At 63.4% G+C, this 6,163-nt stretch carries 5 protein-coding genes and 1 pseudogene; 5 read left to right on the top strand and 1 reads right to left on the bottom strand.

Translation table 11 applies throughout. The features are described from left to right. The first annotated feature begins 392 nt into the window (after window positions 1-392). The 5 genes and pseudogenes from PYV00_RS16025 to PYV00_RS16005 all read left to right on the top strand — a co-directional run. The gene (locus tag PYV00_RS16025; protein ID WP_275229310.1) at window positions 393-3,251 is read left to right on the top strand and encodes a TonB-dependent receptor plug domain-containing protein; all 2,859 of its coding nucleotides are present in this window, start codon (window positions 393-395) and stop codon (window positions 3,249-3,251) included. Between the two features lie 90 nt (window positions 3,252-3,341). Beyond that, window positions 3,342-3,464, top strand: coding sequence for a hypothetical protein (locus PYV00_RS16020; protein ID WP_275229309.1), 123 nt, complete (start codon window positions 3,342-3,344; stop codon window positions 3,462-3,464). A gap of 64 nt (window positions 3,465-3,528) precedes the next feature. Then, on the top strand, window positions 3,529-3,867 hold the full coding sequence (locus PYV00_RS16015; RefSeq protein ID WP_275229311.1) for a transposase: 339 nt from the start codon (window positions 3,529-3,531) through the stop codon (window positions 3,865-3,867). Then, window positions 3,864-4,211, top strand: a complete 348-nt coding sequence (gene tnpB, locus PYV00_RS16010) for an IS66 family insertion sequence element accessory protein TnpB (protein WP_275229308.1) — start codon at window positions 3,864-3,866, stop codon at window positions 4,209-4,211. The genes PYV00_RS16015 and tnpB overlap by 4 nt, the downstream gene beginning before the upstream one ends. Window positions 4,212-4,322: 111 nt before the next feature. Then, window positions 4,323-5,156 (top strand): annotated as a pseudogene (locus PYV00_RS16005) (IS66 family transposase); the annotation flags it as partial. A gap of 85 nt (window positions 5,157-5,241) precedes the next feature. Here the strand turns inward: PYV00_RS16005 and istB are convergent. Continuing rightward, window positions 5,242-6,024, bottom strand: a complete 783-nt coding sequence (gene istB / locus PYV00_RS16000; RefSeq protein ID WP_275229307.1) for an IS21-like element helper ATPase IstB — start codon at window positions 6,022-6,024, stop codon at window positions 5,242-5,244. Between the last annotated feature and the right edge of the window lie 139 nt (window positions 6,025-6,163).

The raw sequence follows: 6,163 nt of genomic DNA, 5'->3' as shown, positions 1-6,163 counted from the left end.
GGCGCGGCCACCTATCGGCCATCAAAATTGACGCCGACCGGACTCCGTAATCGTCGCGCTACAGGCTGTCGCCAAGCGACCAGCAAATTGGACGCGCCCAGGTCGCTTCATGAACTGTCCTTCGCGAATCGCTCACCGCCTATCGTGACAGCAGCTCGGTCATGAGGGGGCGTCGTGTCCGCACAACCGAGCTGGCGGCAGAGTCCCAGCCCCTACTTCACTGATCCACGCGCACGATACCGACAAACGAAATTACACACCGTTGCCACATAATGGCAGCAACTGCCGGCGTGCGTTGACGAGGCAGTGGTCGGAGTGATCGTTCGCGCAAGTGACGGGGCCTGCGCTCCGGACGCGCAGCAAAAACTAAGATTACAAAAAGGGAGGGGACCATGAACCCGCATTCACGTCGTCATTTCGCGCCAGGTGTCGCGCACGCCGCCCTCGCGCTCTCTCTGGCCGCTGCGGCCGCGCCTACCGCCGCCTGGGCACAGGAGGCCGCGGCTGGCGAAGGCACCGCCCAATCTGAAAACACCGACCAGGCAACGCTCGCCGACGACATCGTGGTGACTGGTACGCTTGTCCGCGGCATCGCGCCTCCGGGCACCAACGTCATCGGTGTGACCCAGGCCGACGTGACGGCCACCGGCGCGACCACCACCGCGCAGCTCCTGCAGTCGGTGCCGCAGCTCGGCTCCTTCAACAATCTCCAGTCCCCGACCGGCTTCGGCAACCAGATCACCAGCAACCGGCCGAACCTGCGCACGCTGCCGGGCTTCAATACGTCGGGCGGTTCGACCACGCTGGTCCTGATGGACGGCCACCGCCTGGTCGGCATGGGTATCCTTTCGACGTCGCCCGATCCTGACGTCATCCCGCCCGGTGCGATCGAGCGCCTGGAAATCGTTCCCGACGGCGGGTCGGCCGTTTATGGTTCGGACGCCGTCGCCGGCGTGATCAACTTCATCACGATGAAGGAATTCGACGGCGTGAAGGTCGACGGCCACTATGGCTTCGCCAAGAACTACTATCAGCTCGACGCCAGCGCCACCGTCGGCAAGAAGTGGGACGGGGGCTCGGCCTATGTATCGTACACCTACACCGAGCACGACGACCTTTACGGCCGCGATCGCGACTACGTGCGCCAGTACCCGTCGGAGACAGGCTTTCCGGGACTGACCAACCTGCAGTGCAGCCCCGGCAATGTCCGCGTCGGAACCTCGGCGTACTACGGCCTGCCTTATACGACGGCGACGGCCGCCGCTGCGCTAGGTCGCATCAATCAGTGCGACTACAGCGACGACATCACCTTCTATCCGAAGGAACATCGTCATTCCGTGCTGGCGAGCGTCTCGCAGCAGCTCAGCGATTCGCTTTCTTTCGAAATCAAGGGCTTCTACACAACCGGAGCGATCGACATCGTCACCGGTCCCTATCGCGTGCAGCAGGGGCAGCCGCAGACGATCACCCGCACCGCGGCCAATGCGTCGATCTTCGATGCGCATCGTGTCGGCACGGAAACCAGCCAGTCCGTATTCTTCCAGTACGGTCCGCTCGACGCTCAGACACAGACGGTCGATCTTGACACCTGGGGCTTCACGCCCACGTTCACGGCGGATCTCGGGAGCGGCTGGCAAGCGCGCGTAATGGGCAGCTACTCGCGCAGCGACAGCAAAAGCATCCTGACCAATTTCAATACCACGGCTCTCGCAAACGCGATCTCGGCAGGACTGTTCAATCCCTACGATCCGGGCGCAAGCAACGCGGCCGCGCTTGCCGTGATCAACGATTCCGAATTGTATTCGCGCACCAAGCAGGACCTCGCGGACCTGCGCGCGGTGGTCGATGGCGAGCTGTTCCAGCTTCCCGGCGGCGGCGTCAAGGTCGCAGTCGGCGCCGAGATTTATAACGAGAAGTACCATATCCTGACGCAGGACCAGGTCTCGCGTCTCTCGCCAACGAGTGGCTCGGCAGCAGTTTCGCTGCCAAACACGCTCGGTGTCTCGACGGTCATTCGGCCGGCCATCGCGCCTATCGCGCCGATCGGCCTGAGCCGCACGGTCAAATCGGTGTTCGGCGAGCTGGTCGTGCCGATCTTCGGCGCGGACAATGCCACTACCATGCTTGAGGAGCTGACCCTCTCGGTGGCTGGCCGCTATGATCACTACAGCGACGTCGGCAGCACCTTCAATCCGAAGTTCGGCCTGACCTACCGCCCGGTCGACTGGCTCAAGTTCCGCGCAGCCTACGGCAAGTCGTTCAACGCGCCGAGCCTCGCGGATGCTCCTGGCACGATCGTGAGCAACATCTCGTTCTCCGCGCGCCTCCCACCGGCGGCCCTGCTTGCCGCCAATGGCGGACCGCTGCCGAACATCCGGCCGGGCTCGGTAGCCGCTTTCGTGCAGGGCAATGCCGCGGACATCCAGCCGCAGAAGGCGAAGACGCTCTCGCTCGGCTTCGACGTGCAACCGCCCTTCCTGCCTGGCTTCAACTTCAGCACGACCTTCTACAAGATCGATCTGAAGGGCGTCATTCGCCTCCCACCGACCGACGCGGCCAACGTCTATGGTGCCTTCCGCAGCATCGTCACCTTCGCTGGAAATCAGGCTGGCGGATCGTTCAGTGCGACCGATCTGGCCAACCTGCTGGGCAGCGTATCCCTGGTGCGTAACGCTCCCCCTGCGAACATCGCTGATCTCTATGCGATCATCGATCTACGGAAGCGGAACCTTGAGAACTTCAAGACCCATGGTCTCGATTTCTCAGGGAGCTACGACATCGACACAAGCTTCGGGTCGATCAATCTCGCCGGCAACGCGAACTACGAATTGAGCCGCAAGCGTCAGCCCGCCGCGGGTGCGCCGTATTCCGACGAGCCCAACGTGAGCATGTTCCGCCTGCGCGGTTCGGTCGGCGCCCAGGTCGGCAATCTGTTCGGCCAGGTGGTGCTGAACCACACGTCCGGCTTCAAGCTCAGCCCCGCGGTTGGCTTCAACGGCACGACGATCACGGGACAGTCGTACACAACGCAGACGAAGGTTGGCGATTTCAATGTCTTCAACCTCTTCTTTCGATACGACCTGAAGGGCGAGGGCGTTGCCAGCGACCTCCAGCTCACGCTGAACGTCGACAACGTCTTCAACACGGCGCCGCCGGTCTATCGCGGAGATCCGATCGCCGCACAGTACGGCTATATCGGCAGCCTCACGTTGGGCCGCATGGTCCAGTTCGGGATCTCGAAGAAGTTCTGATCACATGCGTCGCGGCTCCGGCTCCCGTGTGGCGGGAGCCGGAGCTGAAGGACTTTCTAACGGTTGAATGGCAGAAAGCGGGCTGGGTTCATGCAGGTCGAAAATCTCAAGGAACTCATCGGCAGCCGCATCACGTTGTCGAAAGCAGAATTGCTCGATCAGTCTGTCGCGTACGCCTCCGATAGCGGCCGCCTTGAGGATGCTCGCCAATAGTGGATGTAAGCATTGGTGCTAATTCTGGTGCTAGCACTGGTGCGAAAGGCGAGCGTTGGGTCAGGTGACGGTATTCGCGGGCGCGCAGCGGCGGCGGCGATGGGATGATGCGGATAAGATATCGCTGGTTGCGCGGGCGTTTGCGCCGGGTGCGGTGGTGTCGCACGTGGCCCGTGCGGTCGATGTTCATCCGAGCCAGCTTTACCGTTGGCGCAGGGAGTTGGGCTTTGCGCGGGGTGGCGAAGTAGGGGGCTTTGCGCAAGTCGTCGTGCAGGGCGATGCTGGCGATAGCGGGGCCAAGCCCTGTGCGATCAGGGTACGCTTGGGGCGGGCGGAAGTAGAGATCGCCGAACATGCGCCGGCTGCATTGGCAACCGCTGTATTGCAGGCGCTGTCGCAATGATCCCGGTTCCGAGCAATGCGCGGATCTGGCTGGCGCTGGGTCATACCGATATGCGTCGGGGAATGCGCTCGCTCGCCCTGCAGGTGCAGCAGGTGCTGAAGAAGGATGTACACGCTGGCGATCTGTTCGTGTTCAGGGGGCGCAGTGGATCCCTGTGCAAGATCCTGTGGCACGATGGCCTGGCGATGTCGTTGTACAGCCGGCGCCTGGAACGGGGCCGGTATGTATGGCCGGCGGCGAAAGACGGGACGGTGGCTATACCCGCGTCGGCGCTGGCCTGTTTACTCGAGGGGATCGACTGGCGGGCACCGCAAGAGACGTGGCGCCCCAAGCAGGTGGGCTGACGACGTCCGCGACAATCAGGATGAGAATCCGGGCGCCTCGAATTAGCGGCCAACTGGGGCAAGAATGGCGAAAACACTGGGGTTTTAGAGCCCCTTGTGCTATGCGGACGCATGCCGGCGAGCGATGCATCCGACGAGCTTTTGCAGCTACGCGCCGAGCTTGCTGCCGCTCGGAAAAGGGCAGACAGGACGCAGGCCCATGCACTTGAGGCCGAGGCCGAGTTGGCCAGGGTCCGGGCGGTCAACGCCGATCTGCTAGCCCGCAACGCGCACCTTGAGTTGATGAATGAGAAGATGCGCCGCGACAAATATGGCGCCAGCTCCGAGCGTAGCCGCCGCCTGCTCGAACAGCTGGAGATCGCCTTCGAGGAGTTGGAGGCCGACGCCAGCGCCGCCGAGATCGAAGGCGAAATCGCCGCGGCCAAGACCACGAGCGTTGCCGCCTTCACCCGCAAGCGTGGCACCCGGCGGGACTTCCCCGCGGACCTGCCCCGCGAGGACGTGGTCATCCCGGCGAGCGAGCAATGCCCGTGCTGCGGATCGGATGATCTTGGCCGTCTGCCCCCCGACATCACCGAGACGCTCGAGAAGGTACCGGCACGTCACAAGGTGATCCGCACGATCCGCGAGAAAGTCTCGTGCCGGCAATGCGAGAAGATCAGCCAACCCCCGGCGCCCTTCCATGTGACGCCGCGCGGAATGTTCGGCCCGCACTTCCTCGCCAACCTCGTCTTCCAGAAGTACGGCCTGCATCAGCCGCTCAACAGTCAGCGCGACCGGCTTGAAGCGGAAGGCATCCCGCTGAGCCTGTCGACGCTGGCCGACCAGGTTGGTGCCGTTGCTGCGGTAACCCGGCCCCTGTTCCTGCTGCTTGAAGCGCATGTTCTGGCGGCAGACCGGCTCCACGCCGACGACACGACGGTCCCGTTGCTGGCCAAGTACAAGATGTTGATTGCCACTGAGAAGTGACCCGGGATTTCCATCGAGAATTGACCCGGGTGGATATGTGTCCCCCGGTGCGGGGGTGGGGTCAAGCGGGTGATTTGGCCTTTCGTGATTTGGGGACTGCGGCGCTGCTGGCCCGGAAGCGGAAGCTGTCGTTTCCGGTCTCCAGGATGTGGCAGTGATGGGTGAGCCGATCGAGGAGCGCGGTGGTCATCTTGGCATCGCCGAACACGCCGGCCCATTCGCTGAAGCTCAGGTTGGTGGTGATGATGACGCTGGTGCGCTCATAGAGCTTGCTGAGCAGGTGGAAGAGCAAGGCACCGCCCGATGAGCTGAACGGCAGGTAGCCCAGCTCGTCGAGGATCACGAGGTCGAGGCGCAGCAGCCGATCGGCGATCTGGCCGGCACGGTTCAGCACCTTCTCTTGCTCGAGGGCATTGACCAGGTCGACGGTGGCGAAGAACCGCACCTTCTTGCGATGATGCTCGACGGCCTGGATGCCGAGGGCCGTGGCGATGTGGGTCTTGCCGGTGCCGGGCCCACCGATCAGCACAACGTTGTTGGCGCCGTCGATGAAGTCGCCGCGGTGAAGCTGACGAACCATCGCCTCGTTGACCTCGCTGGAGGCAAAGTCGAAGCCAGTGAGGTCCTTGTAGGCCGGGAAGCGCGCTGCCTTGGTCTGGTAGGTGATCGAGCGCACCTCTCGCTCGGCGACCTCGGCCTTCAGCAGCTGGGACAGGATCGGCACGGCCGCATCGAAGGCCGGGGCGCCCTGCTCGATGAGGTCGCTGACGGCCTGGGCCATGCCGTACATCTTGAGGCCGCGCAGCATGACCACGACGGCGGCGCTGGCGGGATCATGACGCACGGGCGGTCTCCCTGCTGCGCAGGGCATCGTAGCGCTCGACGTTGGCCTTGGGTTCACGTCGCAGGGTCAGGGCCTGTCAGCGGGCGTGTAATTCTCCGCGAAGATGGGCTTTGAAAATTCCCTGGATGTTGGACGTGGT

It is taken from the genome of Novosphingobium album (ex Liu et al. 2023), from assembly GCF_029076845.1.
Taxonomy (GTDB): Bacteria; Pseudomonadota; Alphaproteobacteria; order Sphingomonadales; family Sphingomonadaceae; genus Novosphingobium.
The sequence above is the reverse complement of the archived record's forward strand: the minus strand, read 5'-3'. Positions and strand labels throughout refer to the sequence as shown.

What these genes read in the sequence shown, in the direction of transcription:
- PYV00_RS16025 (WP_275229310.1), top strand. Translation starts at nt 393, where the DNA reads ATGAACCCGCATTCACGTCGTCATTTCGCGCCAGGTGTCGCGCACGCC.
- PYV00_RS16020 (WP_275229309.1), top strand. Translation starts at nt 3,342, where the DNA reads ATGCAGGTCGAAAATCTCAAGGAACTCATCGGCAGCCGCATCACGTTG.
- tnpB (WP_275229308.1), top strand. Translation starts at nt 3,864, where the DNA reads ATGATCCCGGTTCCGAGCAATGCGCGGATCTGGCTGGCGCTGGGTCAT.